The 19,600-nt window shown below is 65.8% G+C and carries 18 protein-coding genes; 8 read left to right on the top strand and 10 right to left on the bottom strand.

Going from position 1 to position 19,600, the window contains the following annotated elements; all coding sequences use genetic code 11:
• Nucleotides 1-22 precede the first annotated feature (22 nt).
• Both IC232_RS23520 and IC232_RS23525 read left to right on the top strand, forming a co-directional pair.
• Nucleotides 23-835 (top strand): CbbQ/NirQ/NorQ/GpvN family protein, encoded by an 813-nt coding sequence (locus IC232_RS23520; protein ID WP_190847387.1) that lies wholly within the window; start codon nucleotides 23-25, stop codon nucleotides 833-835.
• A gap of 14 nt (nucleotides 836-849) precedes the next feature.
• Complete coding sequence (locus tag IC232_RS23525) at nucleotides 850-2,763, top strand: nitric oxide reductase activation protein NorD (protein WP_190847388.1); 1,914 nt, start codon at nucleotides 850-852, stop codon at nucleotides 2,761-2,763.
• 75 nt (nucleotides 2,764-2,838) lie between these two features.
• On the opposite strand, the gene hemN is transcribed toward IC232_RS23525, so the two are convergent.
• Nucleotides 2,839-4,191: an oxygen-independent coproporphyrinogen III oxidase gene (gene hemN, locus IC232_RS23530; RefSeq protein ID WP_190847389.1), complete on the bottom strand. Its 1,353-nt coding sequence runs from the start codon at nucleotides 4,189-4,191 to the stop codon at nucleotides 2,839-2,841.
• Nucleotides 4,192-4,442: 251 nt separating this feature from the next.
• Here hemN and nirK point away from each other — a divergent pair, with 251 nt between their 5' ends.
• Nucleotides 4,443-5,555, top strand: a complete 1,113-nt coding sequence (nirK, locus tag IC232_RS23535) for a copper-containing nitrite reductase (protein ID WP_190847390.1) — start codon at nucleotides 4,443-4,445, stop codon at nucleotides 5,553-5,555.
• A gap of 66 nt (nucleotides 5,556-5,621) precedes the next feature.
• Here nirK and glp read toward each other — a convergent pair whose 3' ends face one another.
• From glp to IC232_RS23575, 8 genes are read right to left on the bottom strand one after another with little or no spacing between them, the layout of a single operon-like run.
• Complete coding sequence (gene glp / locus IC232_RS23540; protein WP_312895227.1) at nucleotides 5,622-6,878, bottom strand: gephyrin-like molybdotransferase Glp; 1,257 nt, start codon at nucleotides 6,876-6,878, stop codon at nucleotides 5,622-5,624.
• An 8-nt stretch (nucleotides 6,879-6,886) separates the two neighbouring features.
• On the bottom strand, nucleotides 6,887-7,435 hold the full coding sequence (locus IC232_RS23545; RefSeq protein WP_190847391.1) for a DUF4142 domain-containing protein: 549 nt from the start codon (nucleotides 7,433-7,435) through the stop codon (nucleotides 6,887-6,889).
• A gap of 4 nt (nucleotides 7,436-7,439) precedes the next feature.
• A complete protein-coding gene (locus tag IC232_RS23550; protein ID WP_190847392.1) occupies nucleotides 7,440-8,057 on the bottom strand; it encodes a NapC/NirT family cytochrome c in 618 nt (205 codons plus the stop codon).
• Nucleotides 8,057-8,530, bottom strand: a complete 474-nt coding sequence (locus IC232_RS23555; RefSeq protein WP_190847393.1) for a nitrate reductase cytochrome c-type subunit — start codon at nucleotides 8,528-8,530, stop codon at nucleotides 8,057-8,059. The genes IC232_RS23550 and IC232_RS23555 overlap by 1 nt, the downstream gene beginning before the upstream one ends.
• Nucleotides 8,527-11,046, bottom strand: coding sequence for a periplasmic nitrate reductase subunit alpha (napA, locus tag IC232_RS23560; RefSeq protein ID WP_190847394.1), 2,520 nt, complete (start codon nucleotides 11,044-11,046; stop codon nucleotides 8,527-8,529). Before napA ends, IC232_RS23555 begins: the two co-directional genes overlap by 4 nt.
• A 4-nt stretch (nucleotides 11,047-11,050) precedes the next feature.
• Entirely contained in the window at nucleotides 11,051-11,308 is a 258-nt protein-coding gene (locus tag IC232_RS23565; RefSeq protein WP_190847395.1) for a chaperone NapD, read from the bottom strand.
• Complete coding sequence (locus tag IC232_RS23570; RefSeq protein ID WP_190847396.1) at nucleotides 11,305-11,592, bottom strand: 4Fe-4S dicluster domain-containing protein; 288 nt, start codon at nucleotides 11,590-11,592, stop codon at nucleotides 11,305-11,307. The genes IC232_RS23565 and IC232_RS23570 overlap by 4 nt, the downstream gene beginning before the upstream one ends.
• Before the next feature lie 13 nt (nucleotides 11,593-11,605).
• Nucleotides 11,606-11,770 (bottom strand): periplasmic nitrate reductase, NapE protein, encoded by a 165-nt coding sequence (locus IC232_RS23575; protein WP_190847397.1) that lies wholly within the window; start codon nucleotides 11,768-11,770, stop codon nucleotides 11,606-11,608.
• Nucleotides 11,771-12,286: 516 nt separating this feature from the next.
• Between IC232_RS23575 and IC232_RS23580 the strand changes: the two genes are divergently transcribed.
• From IC232_RS23580 to IC232_RS23595, 4 genes are read left to right on the top strand one after another with little or no spacing between them, the layout of a single operon-like run.
• Nucleotides 12,287-13,459, top strand: a complete 1,173-nt coding sequence (locus IC232_RS23580) for a hypothetical protein (protein WP_190847398.1) — start codon at nucleotides 12,287-12,289, stop codon at nucleotides 13,457-13,459.
• Nucleotides 13,460-13,465: 6 nt separating this feature from the next.
• Entirely contained in the window at nucleotides 13,466-13,855 is a 390-nt protein-coding gene (locus tag IC232_RS23585) for a hypothetical protein (RefSeq protein ID WP_190847399.1), read from the top strand.
• Between the two features lie 41 nt (nucleotides 13,856-13,896).
• Entirely contained in the window at nucleotides 13,897-14,433 is a 537-nt protein-coding gene (locus tag IC232_RS23590) for a YcnI family protein (protein WP_190847400.1), read from the top strand.
• A 19-nt stretch (nucleotides 14,434-14,452) separates the two neighbouring features.
• Entirely contained in the window at nucleotides 14,453-16,072 is a 1,620-nt protein-coding gene (locus IC232_RS23595) for a CopD family protein (protein ID WP_190847401.1), read from the top strand.
• A gap of 1 nt (nucleotide 16,073) precedes the next feature.
• Here IC232_RS23595 and IC232_RS23600 read toward each other — a convergent pair whose 3' ends face one another.
• Nucleotides 16,074-16,961 carry a ferritin-like domain-containing protein gene (locus IC232_RS23600; RefSeq protein WP_190847402.1) on the bottom strand — a complete coding sequence of 296 codons (888 nt, stop codon included), beginning with the start codon at nucleotides 16,959-16,961 and terminating at the stop codon, nucleotides 16,074-16,076.
• A 278-nt stretch (nucleotides 16,962-17,239) separates the two neighbouring features.
• Here IC232_RS23600 and IC232_RS23605 point away from each other — a divergent pair, with 278 nt between their 5' ends.
• Nucleotides 17,240-19,588: a 4Fe-4S binding protein gene (locus IC232_RS23605; RefSeq protein ID WP_409564958.1), complete on the top strand. Its 2,349-nt coding sequence runs from the start codon at nucleotides 17,240-17,242 to the stop codon at nucleotides 19,586-19,588.
• Nucleotides 19,589-19,600 lie beyond the last annotated feature (12 nt).

Raw genomic sequence — 19,600 nt, forward strand, 5'->3', positions numbered from 1 at the left:
TACCATCATGAAGGATTGACCGATGAAGCCCCTTCTCCACGCCGTGCCGCAGCCCGCCGTCGAACTTCCCTACTACGTCCCTGCGGGGAACGAGTGCGTGCTCTTCGAGCTCGCCTGGCGCAAGCGCCTGCCGCTGCTCCTGAAGGGTCCGACCGGCTGTGGCAAGACCCGGTTCGTGGCCTACATGGCATCCCGGCTCGGTCTGCCGCTGCACACGGTTTCCTGCCATGACGATCTCACGGCCGCCGATCTCACCGGACGTTATCTTCTCAAGGGCGGCGACACGGTCTGGGCTGACGGCCCGCTGACCCGCGCCGTGCGCGAGGGTGGCATCTGCTACCTCGACGAGGTCGTGGAGGCGCGCAAGGACGTGACAGTCGTGCTCCATCCGCTGACCGACGACCGCCGCATCCTTCCCCTCGACCGCACGGGCGAGGAATTGCAGGCGCCGGACTCCTTCATGCTCGTGGTCTCCTACAACCCGGGCTACCAGACCCTGCTCAAGTCACTGAAGCCTTCGACGCGCCAGCGCTTCGTCGCCATCGAGTTCGACTTCCTCCCGATCGATCAGGAGATTGCCGTCGTAGCCTCGGAGAGCGGGCTGTCCGCGGAGCGCGTTCGTCCCCTCCTTCTGCTGGCCCGCCGCCTGCGGGCTCTTAAGGGCCAGGACCTGGAGGAAGGCGTCTCGACGCGGCTGCTGGTTTACTGCGCCTCCCTGATCGCCGCGGGTGTTTCCGCCGAAGAAGCCGTCACCTCGACCATGATCGAACCGCTGACCGACGACCTCGACGTCAAGCAGGCTCTGCTCGAGGTCGCCCGCGCGACGCTCGCCTGACCCGGAGACCTGCCATGCTCGACTTCCTGGAACTCGAGGAGACCGTCGGCCAGTTCTGGCATCGGCTGGTGGGGCGCGCGGTGACGTATCCTCGTCATCCCGAGCATGGCATCTCGCTCGACGAGGTCCGCTCACCGCTGGCGGTATTCTTTCGCGGCCTCGGCGGCGAGGCTGGGGTGCAGCTTGCCGGCACCGCAGCCCGGGCCTCGTCCCACCGCCTGAACCTGCTGCAACGGATCGGCATGGCCGAGGAGCGGCTGGAGCAGCCGGGACGCGATGCGGCCACCCTCTTCCTTCCACCGAAGATCGAGATCTTTCCTTCAAGCGCGCTGAACCGCTCGCTCTATTTCTGGCTGGCGGCCTACTTCGCCTATGTCCCGACCGAATCGATCCATGAGGCCGATCCGCTGCGCCGGGATCTTCTGGTTCTCCGGAGGGTGCAGGAGACGGTCGCCACCGTTCTGGCGGAGTGCCCCGGTCTGACAGGGACCTACACCGAGCTTTGCACCGCCATGCGCGAGGCCCGGCCGCGGCGGCCCCTCCCGGCATCCGAGGGCAAGGTCGAGAGCATTGTCCTCTCGCTTCTGGGCGACGGGTCCGCGACGCCGCCTCCCCTTTGGGACATGATGATTGACGACGCAGGTTTGCCGTTTCAAGCCCGTGCGGGCTATCAAGCCTTCCTGCCGGTTCCGGTCTGGGGCGACACCTGGATCCGCGAGGCCGGAGCGGCAAACCGCAACGGCGATGAGCCCGCGGGTCCGGGCGACCTTGCCGCATCGGACACGCGCAAGCGCTTCGCGGCAAGGCGCGAAGCGGACCAGGCCCAGCGCAGCGACCCGTTCATCCTGAACCGCTTCGAGAAGATCCTGGCCATGGCGGAGATGGTCAACGTCAACCGACCCTCGGACGATGACGAGGACGAGAACGCCGAGAAGGCCCTGGACGACCTCGAGGAGATTCCACTCTCTACGCACAAGGGCAAGCCGGCGACCAAGCTCAAGTTCGACCTCGACCTTCCGCCCGAGGCCGTCGACACCACCTGCCTGACGGCGGATCTGACCTATCCGGAATGGGACTATACCCGCAAGGCCTACCTGCCGAACCACTGCCGGGTCCTGGCGGCCCGGGCCACGGAACAGGGAGAGGCATGGGAAGCGGACGAGGAGGCGCGCCGCCGCATCCGCCGGGTGCGCCGCCAGTTCGAAGCTCTGAGGCCCAAGCACGAGATCCTTCGCGCTCAGCCGGACGGCGAGGAGATCGACATCGATGCCTTGGTCCGTGCGCGCAGCGACTTGCTCTCGGGCGGCTCCGGGTCGGACCGTGTCCACCTCGCCAGCAAGCGCCAGGCGCACGATCTGGCCGTGACGCTCCTGGTCGACGTCTCGCTTTCCACGGACGCATGGGTCGACGACAGGCGCGTGCTCGACGTGGAGAAGGAGGCACTGTTGGTGCTGGCGCACGGAATGGCTGCCTGCGGCGATTCCCATTCCATCATGACGTTCACCTCGCGGCGCCGCTCCTGGGTGCGGGTGGAGACCGTGAAGGATTTCGACGAGCCCATGAGCCAGGCTGTCGAGCGGCGCATCTCGACCCTGAAGCCGGGCTACTACACCCGCATCGGAGCCGGCATCCGCCACGCGACGGCAAAGCTGGCGGAGCGTCCCAACCGACAGCGCCTGTTGCTGGTGCTGACCGACGGCAAGCCGAACGACATCGACCACTACGAGGGCCGCTTCGGCATCGAGGACACCCGACGCGCCGTCATGGAGGCGCGGCGAGCAGGCGTCACCGTCTTCGGCGTGACGGTGGATCGTGAGGCGCAGTCGTACTTCCCGACCCTCTTCGGCCGCGGCGGCTACGCCATTGTCGGCGAGGTGGCGAGGCTGCCCTCCGCCCTCCCGGCCATCTACCGCCAGCTCCTGAGGTAGGAGCCGCCATGACACGGAAAGGGGCCGGCCATCTTTCCTGATGGTCGGCCCCTTTCCGTGTTTCCGCCATGTCCGCTACACGGCGCGGCTGTGGGTTCGTCCGGACGCCCCGAGATAGGCATCGAATGCGGATGCGACGGTCCGCACCAGGAAGCGAGTGTCTCCGTTCACCGACAGCAGGTTCCCATCGAGACGGATGATCCCGTCCCGCTCCAGCATCCGAAGCCGGGGAATTGCTTGCAGGATGGTCTCCGGAGTGGTGCCATGCCGGCTGCACACCGCCTGCACGTCGACCCGGAAGTCGCACATCACCCGCTCGATCAGCTCGGCCCGCAGGCGGTCGTCCGCGGTCAGGGCATAGCCCTTCGCCGTCGCCAACTCTCCCTGCGAGATGCGCTCTGCATAGCGTCCCAGAACGACCTCGTTCTGGGCGTAGCCCTGCGTCAGCCGTCCGATGGCCGAGGCTCCGAAGCCGATCAGGACGTCGCTCGGATCGGTGGTGTAGCCCTGGAAGTTGCGGTGCAGGACACCGTCGACCTGGGCCTGGGCCATGGAGTCCTCCGGCAGCGCGTAGTGGTCGAGCCCGATCCGGCGATACCCGGCTTGGATGAGCGCCCCGGCGATGGCCTCGGCCTGCTCGTAGCGGGCGGCGCCGTCGGGCAGAGCGGCCTCGTCGATCCGGCGCTGGTGCTTCTTGAAGGTGGGGACGTGTGCGTAGCCGAAGACGGAAAAGCGTTCGGGGCGAAGCTCGATGCTCTGCCGCACGGTCTCGATGCAGGACTCGACCGTCTGGTGCGGCAGTCCGTAGATGAGATCGAAGTTGACCCCGCGGATGCCCGCGTCCCTCAGTCCGTTCGTGGCCCTTGCCGTCTGCTCGAAGCTCTGGATGCGGTTGATCGCGCGCTGCACGACGGGATCGAAGCTCTGCACGCCAAGGCTGGCGCGGCTGACACCCGCCTCCCCCAGGGCGGCGGTCATGGTGCGGGTGAGCGTGCGCGGATCGATCTCGACGGCGATCTCCGCGCCTGCACCAAGGGAGAACCTCTGCCGCATGAGATCGATCAGGCCGATGAACTCGGCGGGTTCCATGATGGTCGGCGTGCCCCCACCGAAATGCACGTGGCTCACCGGCAAGGGGGCGCTCAGGCGGTCTGAGACGAGCCCGATCTCCCGACGGAGCACCTCAAGGTAATCGACAATCGGCGCATCCCGCTGGGTGATCGTGGTGTGGCAGCCGCAATACCAGCACATGGAGCGGCAGAACGGGACGTGGAGGTACAGCGAGGCCGTCGTTCCGCCCGGGATGGCAGCGAGCCACTGCCCATAGGTCTCGTGCCGTATGGCATCCGAGAACTGCGGCGCCGTCGGGTAGCTCGTGTAGCGGGGAAGCCGCTCCTCACCGTATTGCGCTCTCAGGTCGTCTCTCATCGCGATGGCTCCCATTGGAGACGCTTTCCACGTCGGGTGCGTCGGGTCGATGGCATGCGAGGCACATCTACGGCTGTTTGCCGCCACCTTCATTGAGCTTGCTCAATTTGTCCGAGAACCGTTCGCGGGCTCCGCATTCATCCGGTTATTTGCGTTGCAACAAATTGCCCCCGCGCCAGGGGTGTACACCTTGACCATCCGATGACGGACCAATTCCGATCCGCCAGGCGGTCCCACGAAGGAGGGTTACGATGAAAGCACTGAAAACCTCGGGACGCCGGCCGCTGCTTGCGACCGCTGCCGTTCTTGCACTGGGCGCGGCCGCCCTGATCGCCCAGCCCCTGCCCGCCAATGCCGGCGACAAGCTCGCCGCGGCCACACCGCACGTGCACAGCCACCCGGATGCAAGGGGCACGGCCTCTGCTCCCGTAAGCGTGGTGCGTCTTCCCACTGACCTGCCCGGCCCCATCGGCAAGCGCGGCCCGCAGCGCGTCAAGGTCGATCTGGAGACCACTGAGGTGACGGGCGAGCTGGCTGACGGGACGACCTACCACTACTGGACCTTCAACAACAAGGTTCCGGGTCCCTTCGTCCGGGTCCGCGTCGGCGACACCGTCGAGGTGAAGATGAAGAACGCCGAAGACAGTGCCATGATGCACAACGTCGACTTCCACGCGGTGACCGGCCCCGGCGGCGGCGCCAAGGCCACGGAAGCGGCCCCTGGCGAGACCCGTGGCTTCGAGTTCAAGGCCCTCAACCCCGGCCTCTACGTCTACCACTGCGCCACCCCCACGGTCGCGTCGCATATCGCCAACGGCATGTACGGCCTGATCCTGGTGGAGCCGGAGGAGGGCCTGCCGAAGGTCGACCGCGAGTTCTACGTCATGCAGGGCGAGATCTACACCGAGCAGGCCTACGGCACGAAGGGCCATCTCGACGAGAGCATCGACAAGCTCCTGAGCGAGCGCCCCGAGTACTTCATCTTCAACGGTAGCACCGATGCCCTGAAGAAGAACCCGCTCAAGGCGAAGGTGGGCGAGACGGTGCGGGTCTACTTCGGCGTGGGCGGTCCGAACTACACCTCGTCCTTCCACGTGATCGGCGAGATCTTCGACAAGGCCTATCCGATGGCCTCCCTCAGCTCGCCGATGAAGGACGTCCAGACGATCACCACACCTCCCGGCGGAGCCAGCGTGGTGGACTTCAAGCTCGAGGTGCCCGGCAACTACATCCTGGTCGACCATGCGCTGAGCCGCGTCGAGCGTGGACTGGCCGGCATCCTCCAGGTCGAGGGACCGCAGAACGAGGCGATCTTCAAGGACCACAACCCGCAGAAGTCCGCCCAGTCGACCAGTGGCCACTAAAACAAACGATAAGAAGCGGTCACATGCTGGCCCGGGCGCAAGTCCGGGCCACTTCTTTTGGATGCTTCAGACGGTGAACCCGTCCCGGAACGGGTGGAACAAGACCTCGTCGCCCTCGCCCACCGGCGCATGGAGCGGCTCGATGCGCACGAGTCCGTCCGCCGCGGCGAGAGGCTTGAGGCGGGCCGAGCCGCCGCGACCGAGGATCTCAACCGCCGAGCCGCCGCTGACCTGAACGATGCGGGCGGGCGCGAATTCCGTCCGTCCCGGCCGCCGGTTGAAGGCATGCACCAGCGGAAGGCGCATCCCAGGGAGAGGACGGGTCCGGCGACCATCCAGGGCAGCCAACACGGCACCTCCAAGGAGCAGCCAAGACACCAGGGCAGCCACCGGGTTTCCCGGGAGGCCAAGGTAGGTTGTCCGCCCGATGGCCCCGATCACGGCAGGCTTGCCGGGCTTGAGCGCGACCTTGAGGGTTTCGCCCCTTCCCCTTGCCCCGACGAGCGCAACCATCGAATGGTCCTCGTCGCCGACCGAGACGCCGCCCGTCGTGACGATCAGGTCACAGCGGCGGGCAAGCTCCGAGAGGGCTCCGGCAATCAGTTGCGGGTCGTCCCGCACTATTCCCCCGTCGACGACGTCGCCCCCCGACTGGCGCGCAAGCGCAAGGATCATCGGGCGGTTGGAATCGAAGAACGAGGTTTCGGTCAGCCGCTCCCCCTGGGAGCGAAGTTCGTTGCCCGTCGAGAGGACGCCGATCCGCACCTTGCGCCGTACGCACGTCCGCTCAAGGCCTTGCGCGGCGAGCAGTGCGACATGACGCGCATCGATGCGATCGCCCGGCTGGAGCAGCACCTCCCCGACTTGGACGTCCTCGCCCCGCCGACGGATGTTATCGCCGGATCTGGCCATCCGGGTCAGGACGATCCTGCCACTGACATTGGTGACGTTCTCCTGCATCACCACGGCATCGGCACCATGGGGGATCCTCGCGCCCGTGAGAATGCGCAAGGCACTTCCCTGCGGCAGAGGCAGACCCTCGTCGCCGGCCGCCATGCGCCCTGCGATGCCCAGGGCAGTGCCCGATGGCAACCCGTCGCCTGCCTTAAGGGCGTAGCCGTCCATGGCCGACTGGTCGAAGGGCGGCAGCGGCAGGACCGACATCATCGGCTCCGCCAAGGTCCGGCCGAGGGCGTCGCCGAGGGAAACCTCCTCATGCTCCCTGATGACGGAGGCATATGCCGCTGCCCGGGAGCAGGCCTGCTCGATCGGGATCAGTCCATCGGGGGAGTCGCAGGACAGCACTTTCGCGGGTTCCGTCACCACCCCGCTCAAGGCCTGACCGCCTCGTGCATTCTCTGCGCGCCTTCCTGCTGCCGCTGCAACTCGGGGAGGACCTGCTCGGCGAACGCCTTGATCTCAGCCGACGGACTGCGGGCTGCCGCCTGGTAGATCCCGATCTCCTGCCCGAGCGCCTGGAGCTGGATTTCCGCGTAGCGTCGGCTCAGCGCGAGGTAGTCGAGCGGCTCCAGGTTCTCGATGATGACCTGATGCTCGAACTCCTTCACCGACGGGAGCGGCAGACTGCGTTCCTTGGCAAAGCCCTCGATCCTTTGCAGGAGGCCCAAGCGGAATTCGGCCGCTCCGGTCGCATAGCTTTTGACCTCGGGTCTCGTCTCGCGGCCGGCGGCCAGCTTGGCGGCCTGGCCCTGTAGGGTCGCGGAGCTGTAGGCCAGCCGCAGGAACTCCTGCGGCTCGATGGGGCGGTTCTTGGCAGGAGCGCCGGATGTTCCCTGTGCTTGTGCCCAAGCGGCCGGAGCCGCGCCGGAAAGCGCGATCCCGATGGCCAGCGCGATGATGAGTGGCTTCCGGACAATCATGAGCTTACTGCCATCCCGGGACGCCCGACATGTCGGGCAGACGATGCGCGATGCCCTTATGGCAGTCGATGCAGGTCTTCTGTCCGGTGAACAGGAACTGCTCGTGCGCGGATGCGGCGCGCGGGTTCTGCTTCACGAGGTCCATGGATTCCGAGCTGTGGCAGTTGCGGCATTCCAGCGAGTCGTTGGCCTTCATCCGCTCCCATTCACGCTCGGCCAGATGCTTGCGCATGGCCAGGAACTTGTCGCGCGTGTCGATGGACCCGAAGATGTGACCCCAAACCTCCTTCGATGCCTGCATCTTGCGGGCGATCTTGTTGGTCCACTCGTGCGGCACGTGGCAATCCGGGCACCCGGCCCTCACGCCGGACCGGTTCGTGAAGTGGATCGTGCCCTTGAGCTCCTCGAAGACGTTGGTGTTCATCTCGTGGCAGCCCACGCAGAACTTCTCCGTGTTCGTGTACTCGAGTGCGGTGTTGAACCCGCCCCAGAAGATGACACCTGCGACGAAGCCACCGAGCGTGAGAAAGCCAAGGCTGAGATAGGCTGGCGGGCTCAGGGCCGTCTTGACCCAGCGATTGCCTCTGAACCAGCCCCAGGCCCGCGTGATGCCTGCCGCCATCAGTGCCTCCCCCGCGCCGGCTGCCGTTCAGGCTCGGTGATGGCATCCATGTCCGTGAACACGTTGTCCACGAGCGGCTTCGCATTCGTCTGCGGCACGTGGCAGGCCACGCACACGTAGCGTCGCGGGGCCAGGCCGCCGAGGGTGTTGCCCGCCCGGTCCTGGTAGTGAGTCACGCTGATCATCGGCGCCTGGCTCTGCTCGGTGAACTTGCGGGCATGGCATGACATGCACTTGTTCGCGTTCAGGTCGACGGCGTAGCCCTCGATCGAATGCGGGATTACGGGAGGCTGGTCGGGATAGTTGCGACCGACGCGCACGTCATCGGTGATCTGCCGCTGCATGGGCGGAGCCGGAACCTCCCTCGTGAAGGGTTCAGGGCCGCGCAGGCGCGGCGCATCCTGCGCGAGGATCGCCCCTGCCGCCAGACATGGCACGATACTGACCAGAAAGAGGAAGACGCCACGCTTCATTGCTGCCCCCCTGCATCGGCCGTTGCGGCCGAGACGACCTTGACGGCGCACTTCTTGAAGTCGGTCTGCTTGGAAATCGGGTCGGTCGCGTCGAGCGTGACCTTGTTGATGAGCTGGCTCGCGTCAAAGAACGGAACGAAGACCAAGCCGGGTGGCACCTTGTTGCGCCCGCGGGTTTCGACCCGGCTGCGGATCTCGCCGCGACGGGAGACGATGCGGACCTCCTGCCCCCGCCTGAGACCGCGCTTGGCGGCATCGTCCGGGTGCATGAACAGAACCGCGCCCGGGAAGGCCTTGTAGAGTTCGGGCACGCGCAGGGTCATGGAGCCCGAATGCCAGTGCTCCAGCACGCGGCCCGTCACGAGCCACATGTCGTACTCTGCATCTGGGGACTCGGCCGGTGGCTCGTAGGGAGCCCCCATGATGTTGGCCTTCTTGTCGGGGTTGCCGTAGAACTGCACCCCGCTGCCCTTCTCGACATAGGGATCAAGCCCTTCGCGGTAGCGCCAGAGCGTCTCCTGTCCGTTTACGACCGGCCAACGCAGCCCCCTCACCTGATGGTAGGTGTCGAACGGGGCAAGGTCGTGCCCGTGCCCGCGGCCGAAGGCGGCGTACTCCTCAAACAGGCCTTTCTGAACGTAGAAGCCGAAGACCTTCGATTCCCGGTTCTCGTAAGCCGGGTCGACCTCCGACAGCGGGAACTTGTTCACCTCGCCATTGGCGAAGAGCACGTCGAAAAGGCTCTTGCCCCTGTACTCCGGCTGGGCGTCGAGGATCTCCTTTGTCCAGACTTCGTCCGTCGTGAAGCGCTTGGAGAACTCCATGAGCTGCCACAGGTCGGAACGGGCATCGCCGGGGGCGTTGACGAGCTGATGCCAGAAGTGGGTGCGCCGCTCCGCATTGCCGTAGGCGCCCTCCTTCTCCACCCACATGGCGGTCGGCAGGATCATGTCCGCCGCCATGGCGGTCACCGTGGGATAGGGATCCGAGACGACGACGAAGTTCGCCGGATTGCGGTAGCCGGGATAGGTCTCGTTGTTAGTGTTCGGCGCCGTCTGGAGGTTGTTGTTGCACATGATCCAGTAGGCGTTGAGCTTGCCGTCCTTCAGCATCCGGTCCTGCTGCACGGCGTGGTAGCCGACCTTTCCCGGCAGGAGGCCGTGCGGCAGCTTCCAGATCTCCTCCGCGTGCTTGCGGTGCTCGGGGTTCGCCACCTGCATGTCGGCCGGCAGGCGATGACTGAAGGTGCCGACCTCACGCGCGGTGCCGCAGGCCGAAGGCTGCCCCGTGAGCGAGAAGGGTGAGTTGCCGGGTTCCGAGATCTTCCCGGTGAGCAGGTGCAGGTTGTAGACCATGTGGTTGGCCCAGACGCCGCGGACGTGCTGGTTGAACCCCATGGTCCAGAGCGACATCACCTTGACCTTCGGATCGGCATAGACCTTGGCGAGGGCCTCGAGCCTCTCCTTCGGGACACCGGACAGTTCCGACGCCTTCTCGACCGTGTACTGGCTCATGAGCTTCGCATAGTCCTCGAAGCTCGATGGGTTCGAAACCTGGGCATCGTTGGCGTGCTGGGCCCGCTGCTCCAGCACGTTGTCAGGCCTCAGCCCGTAGCCGATGTCGGTGTTCGCCAGCCGGAAGTTGCAGTGCCTCTCCACGAACTCGCGGTTCACCGCCCCGTTCTGGATGATGTAGTTCGCAATGTAGTTCAGGATCGCGAGGTCCGAGTTCGGCTTGAAGATCAAGGCCGTGTCGGACAGGTCCGTCGTGCGGTGCTCGTATGTGGACAGCGTCGCGATCCGCACATGCGGATGGCTGAGGCGCCGATCCGTGATCCGGGTCCACAGGATCGGGTGCATCTCGGCCATGTTCGAACCCCAGAGCACGAAGGCGTCGGCATGCTCGAAGTCGTCATAGCAGCCCATCGGCTCGTCCATGCCGAAGGTGCGGATGAACGTGACGGCAGCGGACGCCATGCAGTGGCGGGCATTCGGGTCGAGGTTGTTGGTGCGGAAGCCGGCGCGCATCAGCTTGGAGGCTGCGTACCCCTCCCAGATGGTCCACTGGCCGGAGCCGAACATGCCCACGGCCTCGGGCCCTTTTTCCTTCAGCACCTTCTTCCATTGTCTGGCCATCTCGTCGAAGGCCTGGTCCCAGGAGACCGGCTGGAACTCGCCGTCCTTGGCGAACTGCCCGTTCTTCATGCGCATGAGCGGCTGGGTGAGGCGGTCGCCTCCGTACATGATCTTCGACAGGAAATAGCCCTTCACACAGTTGAGGCCGCGGTTGACCTCCGCCTGCATGTCACCGTGCGTGGCGACGACCCGCCCGTCCTTCACTCCGACCATCACGCCGCATCCGGTGCCGCAGAAGCGGCAGGGAGCCTTGGACCATTGCAGCTTGATGTCCTCGCCGGTCGGGATGTTCTGCGCCTCAGCGGGAACGGAAACGCCGGCTGCGGCGGCCGCAACGGCGGCCGCCTGTGTCTTGAGGATGGTGCGGCGCGTGAGGTCCATGGGTCTACTCCCGCTCTTGGACAGGTTCGAAATGGTGGAAGACGAGGGTGGCGGCGAGAACGCCGTCGAGAAGCTGGATGGCGTTGATCCGTTCGACGACCTGACTCTCGGTGTCCGTCTCGAGTGTGACGATCAACTTGCCTGTGTCCGCACCGCCGTGAACCTCGGCTCCTTCGATCGAGCCGATGCTCTCGATGATTGACTGGACCCGGTCGGGACGGCTGTGGACGACAAGACTGGAGATGTGGCACTCGGTGGTCATGCTGCCTCCTCTGGCTGTGCCAGCCGAATGGCATCAGCCGGGCACGCTTGGGTGCAGTCGCCGCATCCGATACAGGAATCCGTCAGGATCAGGGGGCGGGCACCGCCAAGGGCAAGTTCGAAGCGCACCGCCCCCGTTGGACAGGCGTCCCGGCAGCTCATGCAGGCAATTCCCTTGAAGGCAAAACAGGTAGGACCGATCACGGCCACCGGAGGCTCGGGCTGTTCGGCGGCAAACCTACCAAGCAGGAAGTTGCGACGCCTGAGGTCCGGGGTTTCGGCCATCGCCAGTTTCCCGTCAGACCGGACCGGGCGGTCCGGTGAACATATAGTACATCCAGACGAGGAAACCCCACCCTGAGACGACACCAACGGCGATGAAGGGCCAGATCAGGACCGCAAGGATGAGGAACGTGAGCGCCTCACGCTTTTTGCTGCCGGTTTCCAGTGAGTTTGATCGCATTCCGAAATGTTCAGAAGGGAGTTCACGAATTCGTGTCAACTCTCAAGCTCCATTGATGTTCCGGCTTAGATGAGGCCGGGTTCGGCCTCGACGCTGACTCGACGGCGAACCTCACGGAGGCTCGTGGATGGGGCATGGGCAGCCTTGCCTGCTTTTTCCCGCGGGACGCGGCTTGCCCTTGAGCGAACCATGCCAGGGGCGTCGGGAGCGCTCCACTCAGGAATTGTACCTAGGCAGCCGACAGTGGAGGCATGCGGATGTCATGATCGCGTACGCGGCAACGCGACCACTGAACCGGTCCTGACCGGGAATGTCCCTCATCCCGCAAGATCAAGGCGCCGGTACCGACGACAAATGCCTGCGGTCACGTGTGGTGATCGCCGCGAACTGGCCAGAAACCATGTACCGGACATACAGGCGTCCTGTTTGCGCGATGTCAAAGACGACCTTCATCCGATGGGCCATGGTCGCACTATCGTCAGCCGTCACGCGTCAACGTAATCCGCGGAGTCCCTAATGTGCGCCGTATCCTCGTCCAGCACGGCCTCGCTTGACGCCACGGCCCCGCCAGGATCCACAAGGGGCATCAAGGGGCTCCACCTTATCTTGATTGCCTTCGGAATCTTCGCCCTGATCGCCGGCCTCTGTGGGGCGCTGTGGCGGCTCGGATGGACGCTGCCCCACGGTTCGTCGCTCGCCGCCATTCACGGGCCGTTGATGATCTCAGGCGTGTTCGGAATGCTGATCAGCCTGGAGCGGGCCGTCGCCCATGGTAGCCGATGGGCTTACGCCGCCCCGGTCCTCGCCGGCATCGGTTCGCTTGCCCTGGTCATCGGCGCACCGATGGAATTCGGGGCGGGCGCATACGCTGCCGCAGCGGCGGCACTGGCAGGGGGATCGCTGTCGGCCACGATCCGGCAGCCAGGCCTTCCCACCGGTGCCCTCCTGTTCGGCGCGCTGGCATGGCTCGCAGGTAACGTGCTCTGGCTCGCAGGCATGGGGGGAGCGGATGCGGCGGGTTGGTGGCTGACCTTCCTGATCGTCACGATCATCGGCGAACGCATGGAGCTCAGCCGGCCGATGCCGCAGCAGCGCGGCGTCGAGGCGTGGTTCCTGTTTGCCTTTGGCTTGCTCCTGGTCGGTGCGCGCAACGGGCTACCGACCGGGAATGGCGCGATCCTCTATGGTGCCGCCCTGCTCGTCACCGGCCTGTGGCTCCTGCGGCACGACACTGCCCGCCTGGACGTGCGCGGGACCGGGCAGGCTCGCTTCACGGCCTCCTGCATGCTGGCGGGCTACGTCTGGCTCGCCATAGCCGGGCTTGTCCTGATCGCCTCTCCATCAGGTGGCGCCTTCGGCTACGACGTCACGCTGCACGCGGTCCTGGTCGGTTTCGTCCTCTCGACGGTGTTCGGTCATGCGCTTGTCATCCTGCCTGCCGTGGCCCGCGTTAACCTCCGCTACGCCCCTGTCCTCTACCTGCCGCTCGCGCTCCTGCACCTTTCGGTCGTCCTGCGGGCAGGCGGAGGCCTCATGGGGTGGGACTCCGGGCGCAAAGGGAGCAGTCTTCTCACGATTGCCGCGCTCGCATCCTTCGCCGCGAGCCTCGTCGTCGTCTCGTTGCGCGAAGGCCGTGGACCACGTCCGGAGAGCGCGTCCGTTGAACCCCTGACACTCCAGCCCAGGTAAAGGGCAATGTGGCGGTCCCGGAAGATTGCGAGCGTGATCAGGGGGGCGGCGGCCTTGGCCTCGGCCATGTCCCTGGTCATCCACATCGCCCTGATGTCCATCGGGGCAGGCCGCCAGATGCCTGCCGCGCCGACCGCCGGGAAGATGAGCCTGCACCATTCGCATGATGCGGGTGGCCACGGCCCGAGCGAACCCGTCAAGGACACCCGACACGTCCCGGCCTGCTGCATCCTCAGCCAAATCACGGGATCGTCGCCGCCGCCATCGACCGGGCACTTGTCACCTCCTCTCGCGACGGCGATCGTCGTGACCTTTGTCGGAGCACCCGGCCCAGCCGCCATTCGGATCCTACCCTCCTATCCCGTCGGTGCGAGGGCACCGCCCGCGTCGGCCTGACCGACACGACGCGACCACCCTCTTACAGACTGGACAAGACCATGATCACGATCCGTTCCCGCGGGGCCGTTGCTGCCGCCGCGTTCCTCTCGCTTGCCTTTGCGGCACAGGCCCACACCACCCTTGAGACGCAGCAGGCCCCCGTCTCCTCCACCTACAAGGCGGTTCTGCGCGTCGGCCACGGCTGCGAGGGGGCCCCGACCCTGAAGCTGCGCGTGCGCATTCCCGAGGGCGTCATCAACGTCAAGCCGATGCCCAAGCCCGGCTGGGAGATGGAGACCGTCATTGCTCCCTACGGGAAGGCGTACGACTACTACGGGACGGAGATGTCGGAGGGCGTGCGGGAGATCGTCTGGACGGGCAAGCTGCTCGACGAGCACTACGACGAGTTCGTCTTCCGCGCCTACCTGACCGACAGCCTCAAGCCGGACGCCACGCTTTACTTCCCGACCGTGCAGGAATGCGGGGGCGGCAAGGCGGACCGCTGGATCGAGATTCCGGCACAGGGCAGGAGCGCCGACGACTACCAGTACCCCGCCCCCGGGCTGAAGCTCCTTCCTGCGAAGGCCACGCACTGACGAAGGAGTGGGGAGTCGCATGACGGCTCCCCGCATCACCATGAAGCGCGCGATCCTCCTCATGCTCTGGCTGACGCTTGCCCTGCTTTCCGGCAGCGGCGGCGTCCTTGCCCATGCGGCATTGCTCGGGGCCCACCCCCAGGACGGTGCCATCCTCGACGAGGCTCCTTCCACCCTCACCCTGCACTTCAACGAGCCGGTGTCACCTCTCGTCGTGAGCCTGACGGACGCGGGCGGGCGATCTCATCGGGACCTCACGGTCAAGGCAGCCAACGGCATTCTCGAGATCGCGACGCCGCCGGGGCTCCAAAGGGGAAGCCATGTCCTGAGCTACCGCGTGACGTCGAATGACGGCCACCCCATCGGCGGATCGGTCGTGTTCTCGGTCGGCAGCCGGACCGCCGCCCGAACGCCCGTCGCGGAAGGTGAGGGCTACGGTGTCCGTACCGGCCTGTGGCTTGCGCGGATGGGACTGTACCTCGGCCTCTTCGCGGGCGTGGGCGGCTCCTTCTTCCTCGCCTGGCTCTCCTCCGCGTGGCGCAGCGGCATGGTCGAGGGGGGCCTCGGAATCCTCATCGGGACCGGCATCCTTGGCGCCGGCATCTCCCTCGGCCTCCAAGGTGCCGATGCCCTGGGAGAACCGCTTGCTTCCCTCCGGACGGGCGCCGTGTGGTACGCCGGGTGGGGAACATCCTTCAAATGGACGGTAACCGCAGGGGCCGCAGCCTGCCTCCTTTCATGGTCGGGCCTGACCGGACCCTTGTGGCGGCGGCGGGCATGCAGTCTCCTGGCCCTGTGCGGGGTCGGCGTTTCCCTCGCTTCCAGCGGCCACGCCTCGGCCGCATCCCCACAGTGGCTGACTCGACCTGCCGTGTTCCTGCATGGCATCGGCATCGCATACTGGATCGGAGCCCTTTTCCCGCTGGCGGTCATCGTGCTCAAGGCGGCAACGGGTCACCTTGCGATTATCCGGCGCTTCTCGAACGGGGCCCTCGTCGCGGTGGCTGCACTGACGCTTGCGGGCCTCGTGCTGGCGGCGGTCCAGGTGGAGGAACCCGCCAACCTGACGTCCACCGCCTATGGGCGCGTCCTCGTGGCGAAGACGCTCCTCGTGGCCGTCCTTCTCGGACTGGCGGCCCTCAACCGCCTGTGGCTGACACCCGGGCTGACGGCCCGGTCGGGGTCGGGAAGAACCTGGCTCGTACGGTCCGTCGCGGCGGAGACGGTCCTCTGCGTAGCCATCCTGGGAGCCGCAGGACTATGGCGGTTCACCCCGCCGCCGCGGTCGCTCGCGGCCGACGAGGCCGCTGCCGCAGCGACGGGCGTCCACCTTCACTCGGCACGGATCATGGCCCAAGTCACGCTTACGCCAGGAAGGGCTGGCCCCATGCGGGGCAGGATCGTGATCGCGTCGGGCAGAGCGGAACCCATTGACGCTAAGGAGGTGACGATCTCCCTGTCGAGGCCGGATGACGGGATCGAGGCGCTCATCCGCAAGGCCAGGAAGTCGGGCCGGAACGCATGGGAGGTCGAGAACCTGACGCTGCCCCTCGCGGGTGCGTGGCAGGCCAGGGTTTCGATCCTCGTCGACGATTTCGAGAAGGCGGACCTGGAGGGTACGATCTCGGTCAGGCCGTGACTCAGGACGGAATCGCCGCCGGTCCGTCATGCAACTCCGGCAGGTCCGCCCTCAGCCAGGCGAGGCGCACGATGGCACGGCTGGCCAATTCCTGGACCAGCGCAAGGGCATCGGCATCCTTCAGGCTGTCGCCGGCCTCGAGGTATCGGTCCGTGAGCATCTCCGCGAGCGCGATCGGCCCGTTGGGGATTTCCAGCATGGAAACGGCAATGGGAACGGTGACCCCATCGAGTTCCACGGCATTCCGCCGCGCTTCCTCCACGAACCCGGAGAGGCGCCCAGCTTCATTCAGGGAAACCTTATGCACGAGGGGTTCGAGGAGGTCGGCGAGGCGATGCTCCATCGCGGCGAGATCGGTCGTTCCTTGCCCGTCATGTGCCTCATGGTGCCTGCGGTCGGCATGGAAGGCGTTCCGCCGTTCCCTCCTGAGGATGGACACGTGTTCCAGCTCCTCGTGGGCCATCGTCTCGGCCGCCTGCCGAACCTCGGTGGATTGCGCATGTGCCGCGACATAGCTCCAGAAGGCGAAGGCCCGCTCCTCGTTCCGCACGGCCATCGAGAGAGCCCTGTACGCGGTCAGAAGGCGGGGATGGGCCAATGCTACGCCCTCGTCGTCGAAGGTCTCGGACCTTTCCCAGCGGATCGAGGCCGGATCGGGATTGCGTCCCTGCGTCCTGGTCGACCAGTGCACGACCCTGTCGAGATGCCCCATCTCGTCGGCGGACAGCCGCTCGAACACCGAGGCCAGCGCGGGATCGCCCTCACGGCGCATGCGCTCGCCGATCTCCGCATAGCGGATGGCGGCCTCGCTCTCCATGGCCGCGGCGATGGCGAACAGCTCATCCAGCGACCTCACGGAACCTGCTGGCTCACTCTTCAGCAAAGACATCGGCCTCTCCGGACTGCGCAAGGAAACGGAACCTCGAAAGGTTGATAGTCCAGGTCTCGTGCTGTGGGTTTGACGCAGATCAATGTGCGCCCGACCACGATGGCCATGATGGTTCTGGGCTTCGGAAGATCGATTTCAACAGCCCCTGGCATCACGGCGCCTCCCCGCGGAACCAATCCGCAGCGGGGGTCGCACTGCCCCAGTTCAGCAACCAGAACATGACACTGGACGGTTCCCTGGTGGTACAATCGCTCCCGACCGGTCTTTCCCGGCACCGAATGATCAGCCGTTTCCAGCTCGTTCGTCTCCTGTCATTGATGGGGGCGTTCGCGCTCCTGTTCTGGGCCGGACAGGCCATGGCAGCGGGTCGTGTCCAGGAGTTCCTCCCCAAGGCACAGCCCTCCGAGTTCTTTCCCGGGGCCGATCGCTTCGGCACACCGCAGGGTGACCCGCCCATCATTCCCGTCCACCAAGGCGACCGCCTGGTCGGCTTTGTCTACCTGAACTCGGACGTCACGAGCGCCACGGGCTACTCCGGCAAGCCCATCAACATGCTGGTCGGAATCGATCTGAACGGCGTGGTCACCGGGATCAAGCTCGTCGACCACAAGGAGCCCATCGTCCTCATCGGAATCCCCGAGCGCCGCATCGTCGACGCGATGAACACGCTCATCGGACGGGACATGAAGCCGATCGCGTCCGGCGCCGAGCGCCCGCCCCAGGTCGATATCGTCAGCGGCGCCACCGTGACGGTCCTGGTCATGGGCGACAGCGTGGTGCGCTCGGCCGTGCGCCTCATCAGGAGCGGACGTCTCGGTTCCGCCCAAGGGACACCCGCGGCAGGCGCAGCTCATCCTGCCGTCAAGAGCGTCGACATGACGAAGAGCGAGGTCCGCGACTGGCAGACGCTGCTCGGTGACGGCTCGGTGCGCCGCCTGTCATTGTCTGTCGGCGAGGTCAGCGAGGCATTCACCAAGGCTGGCAACCTGGAAGCGGCGGCCAACGCGGAGACCGGCGACCCGGCAGATGCCTTCATCGACCTGTACCTCGCACCTGTCAGTGCCCCTACCATCGGTCGAAGCCTGCTCGGCGATGCGGCATACGAGCGGCTCAAGGCGCGGCTGAAGCCGGACCAGCAGGCCATCGTCGTGGCCGGGGACGGTGCGTACTCGTTCAAGGGCTCTGGCTACGTGCGGGGCGGCATCTTCGACCGCATCGAACTGCTCCAGGATGGCCAGAGCACACGGTTCCGCGACCGCAATCACACCCGCCTCGGCGACCTTGCGGCCGAGGGGGCCCCAGCCCTGCGCGAGATCGCCCTGTTCGTGGTGCCCGATGACTTCAAGCTTGCCCTCACGGAGCCGTGGCAACTGCAACTGCTCGTCCAGCGGAACGTCGGCGCCCGCGACAAGGCCTTCCTGAACTACAATCTCGAATACACCCTCCCGGACCAGTACCTGCGTATCGAGCAGCCTTCCGCACCTCCGGCTCCCGCACAACCGCAAGCCCAGGGTCAAGGCCCGGCGAGGGCTCAATCTGCTGCCCCTGCTGTGCAATCCCTGAACGATGCCGAAGCGCTTGCGGCGGGAGAGGTCGAGGAGCCGCTCTGGCTCAAGATCTGGAGGACGAACACCGTCTCCATCGGCATCGCCGCCGTCGCGCTTCTGGTCCTCACCGGCATCTTCTTCTTCCAGGACACCTTGGTCCGCCGCCCCAAGGTCCATGTCTGGGTGCGGCGCGTCTACCTCACGTTCACGCTGGTCTGGCTCGGCTGGTACGCCAACGCCCAGCTCTCGGTGGTCAACGTCCTGACCTTCACCAACTCCCTCATCACCGACTTCAATTGGGAGTTCTTCCTCGCCGCACCGCTGATCTTCATCCTGTGGGCGGCGGTCGCTGCCGGGCTGCTGTTCTGGGGACGCGGTCCCTTCTGCGGCTGGCTGTGCCCCTTCGGCGCCCTCCAGGAGCTGACCAACAACATTGCCCAGTGGCTCAAGGTGCCGCAGGTGACCTTGCCTTGGGGGCTCCATGAGCGTCTGTGGCCGATCAAGTACGTCATCTTCCTCGGCCTGTTCGGGCTGTCGTTCTACTCCGTCGCCCTGGCCGAGGTCGTCGCCGAGGTCGAGCCGTTCAAGACCGCCATCATCCTGAAGTTCGTCCGCGACTGGCCCTTCGTCATCTATGCCCTGACCCTGCTCACGGCTGGCCTGTTCATCGAACGCTTCTTCTGCCGCTATCTCTGTCCGCTCGGCGCGGCGCTCGCGATCCCCGGCAAGATCAGGATGTTCGAGTGGCTCAAGCGCTGGCCCGAATGCGGGTCGCCCTGCCAGCGCTGCTCCAAGGAATGCCCGGTGCAGGCGATCCATCCCGAAGGCTTCATCAACGTCAACGAGTGCATCTACTGCATGCATTGCCAGGAGCTGTACCACGACGACCAGCGCTGCCCGCACATGATCCAGGTGCGGCTCAAGCGCGAGAAGCGCGAGGCACTTTCTTCGCCTTCCATGAGCCAGATCAAAGACGGCGGCAAGGGACCCGCTAAAACTGTCATCACCCACAAGGGCAAGGTCATCGGAAAGCCCATGCTCGAGCCGAGTCCGGCCGACGTTCCGACAACCGTTTCATGAGCAAGGAGAACC

This window comes from Microvirga sp. (genome assembly GCF_014699075.1).
Taxonomy (GTDB): domain Bacteria; phylum Pseudomonadota; class Alphaproteobacteria; order Rhizobiales; family Beijerinckiaceae; genus Microvirga.

Excerpts from the sequence above, each read along its gene's own strand:
- hemN (WP_190847389.1), bottom strand. The coding sequence starts at position 4,191 with ATGAGAGACGACCTGAGAGCGCAATACGGTGAGGAGCGGCTTCCCCGC.
- IC232_RS23585 (WP_190847399.1), top strand. The coding sequence starts at position 13,466 with ATGTGGCGGTCCCGGAAGATTGCGAGCGTGATCAGGGGGGCGGCGGCC.
- IC232_RS23570 (WP_190847396.1), bottom strand. The coding sequence starts at position 11,592 with ATGGCCGAAACCCCGGACCTCAGGCGTCGCAACTTCCTGCTTGGTAGG.
- IC232_RS23580 (WP_190847398.1), top strand. The coding sequence starts at position 12,287 with ATGTGCGCCGTATCCTCGTCCAGCACGGCCTCGCTTGACGCCACGGCC.
- IC232_RS23605 (WP_409564958.1), top strand. The coding sequence starts at position 17,240 with ATGATCAGCCGTTTCCAGCTCGTTCGTCTCCTGTCATTGATGGGGGCG.
- IC232_RS23565 (WP_190847395.1), bottom strand. The coding sequence starts at position 11,308 with ATGACCACCGAGTGCCACATCTCCAGTCTTGTCGTCCACAGCCGTCCC.
- IC232_RS23590 (WP_190847400.1), top strand. The coding sequence starts at position 13,897 with ATGATCACGATCCGTTCCCGCGGGGCCGTTGCTGCCGCCGCGTTCCTC.
- IC232_RS23550 (WP_190847392.1), bottom strand. The coding sequence starts at position 8,057 with ATGGCGGCAGGCATCACGCGGGCCTGGGGCTGGTTCAGAGGCAATCGC.
- IC232_RS23525 (WP_190847388.1), top strand. The coding sequence starts at position 850 with ATGCTCGACTTCCTGGAACTCGAGGAGACCGTCGGCCAGTTCTGGCAT.
- IC232_RS23595 (WP_190847401.1), top strand. The coding sequence starts at position 14,453 with ATGACGGCTCCCCGCATCACCATGAAGCGCGCGATCCTCCTCATGCTC.
- IC232_RS23520 (WP_190847387.1), top strand. The coding sequence starts at position 23 with ATGAAGCCCCTTCTCCACGCCGTGCCGCAGCCCGCCGTCGAACTTCCC.
- nirK (WP_190847390.1), top strand. The coding sequence starts at position 4,443 with ATGAAAGCACTGAAAACCTCGGGACGCCGGCCGCTGCTTGCGACCGCT.
- IC232_RS23575 (WP_190847397.1), bottom strand. The coding sequence starts at position 11,770 with ATGCGATCAAACTCACTGGAAACCGGCAGCAAAAAGCGTGAGGCGCTC.
- IC232_RS23545 (WP_190847391.1), bottom strand. The coding sequence starts at position 7,435 with ATGATTGTCCGGAAGCCACTCATCATCGCGCTGGCCATCGGGATCGCG.
- napA (WP_190847394.1), bottom strand. The coding sequence starts at position 11,046 with ATGGACCTCACGCGCCGCACCATCCTCAAGACACAGGCGGCCGCCGTT.
- IC232_RS23600 (WP_190847402.1), bottom strand. The coding sequence starts at position 16,961 with ATGTCTTTGCTGAAGAGTGAGCCAGCAGGTTCCGTGAGGTCGCTGGAT.
- IC232_RS23555 (WP_190847393.1), bottom strand. The coding sequence starts at position 8,530 with ATGAAGCGTGGCGTCTTCCTCTTTCTGGTCAGTATCGTGCCATGTCTG.